Origin of the sequence: Bacillus sp. 165 (assembly GCF_017742235.1) — a bacterium.
Taxonomy (GTDB): domain Bacteria; phylum Bacillota; class Bacilli; order Bacillales; family Bacillaceae_G; genus JAGHKQ01.
Map to the genome: position 1 here is coordinate 1 of NZ_JAGHKQ010000036.1, position 1061 is coordinate 1061.

Consider the following 1061-nt stretch of genomic DNA (forward strand, 5'->3'; position numbering starts at 1 on the left):
TAGGCACGCCGCCAGCGTTCGTCCTGAGCCAGGATCAAACTCTCCATAAAAGTGTTTGACTTGCTCATTTAAAACTTGACGTTTGTTTCTTGTTTTGTTCAGTTTTCAAAGAACTACTGTGCCGCTCGAAGCGACTTTATCATCTTATCATTGTGACAACTTCTTGTCAACATTTTTTAAAATTTGTTTCTGAACATTTTCGTTTATGTCAGAAGCAACGTTATTTATATTAACAGTATAAACAAGCTACGTCAACACTTTATATAAAAATAAAGACTTTGTTAGAGATAAATGTTGATATTTAAAACCTACCTAAAATCTCAATATCATTAAAACCAGAACGAATATTGAACAAATAGTAAGGCTGCCCAAAGCATTTAGTAATTTATTAAAGCATATCAGCAATTTGTCACATAAAAAAGAATGAGTGTTTCAATAGATAAAACCTTCTTCCTTTGTTGCTAGCAGTCTAAAGCAATAAAATAAGAAAAACACGTGCCAAAAAGAATTTAAAAGCCATCATTGTGGCTCTGAGCACGTAGTATGGTTCAGTCCATACAATCTTTGTCAACGCTATCACTATAAGTATTGTAGCAAGACTTTTACTGATACAACCAATACTGTATCTTTATTGTATCCGAAAAGACGATGAACGAATTACCTTTGTCGATTATACACTTAAAGACTGCATCCTGCGTAAATCTGCTAAAATCGTAGAGGTTACTTAGCTTACACTTTTTTATTGGAGACACACATTGTTAAATACAACAAAACAATTAAAACCCCAAAAAGATAGTAGATAATTAGAATTCGACCAGCCTTCACTGATGATTTATCCCGATATTCACATTTAAAAATCAACATTAAAATTCAACAAAACTCAAATCAAAACCATATTCTTAAAGCATCGTTTCAAGATCTCGTTTAAAATCAGGCACAAAAAAACCAGTCAATTTGACTGGTTTTTTTGTGCCTAGCGACGTCCTACTCTCACAGGGACAAGGTCCCAACTACCATCGGCGCTGAAGAGCTTAACTTCCGTGTTCGGAATGGGAACGGGT

General features: G+C 34.4%; 1 rRNA gene and 1 pseudogene. One reads left to right on the forward strand and one right to left on the reverse strand.

Annotated features, from left to right (window positions below):
- Positions 1-364 precede the first annotated feature (364 nt).
- A pseudogene (locus J7Q84_RS18795) lies at positions 365-725 on the forward strand (IS1595 family transposase); the annotation flags it as partial.
- A 246-nt stretch (positions 726-971) separates the two neighbouring features.
- Here the strand turns inward: J7Q84_RS18795 and rrf are convergent.
- Positions 972-1061, reverse strand: a 5S ribosomal RNA gene (gene rrf, locus J7Q84_RS18100); the annotation flags it as partial.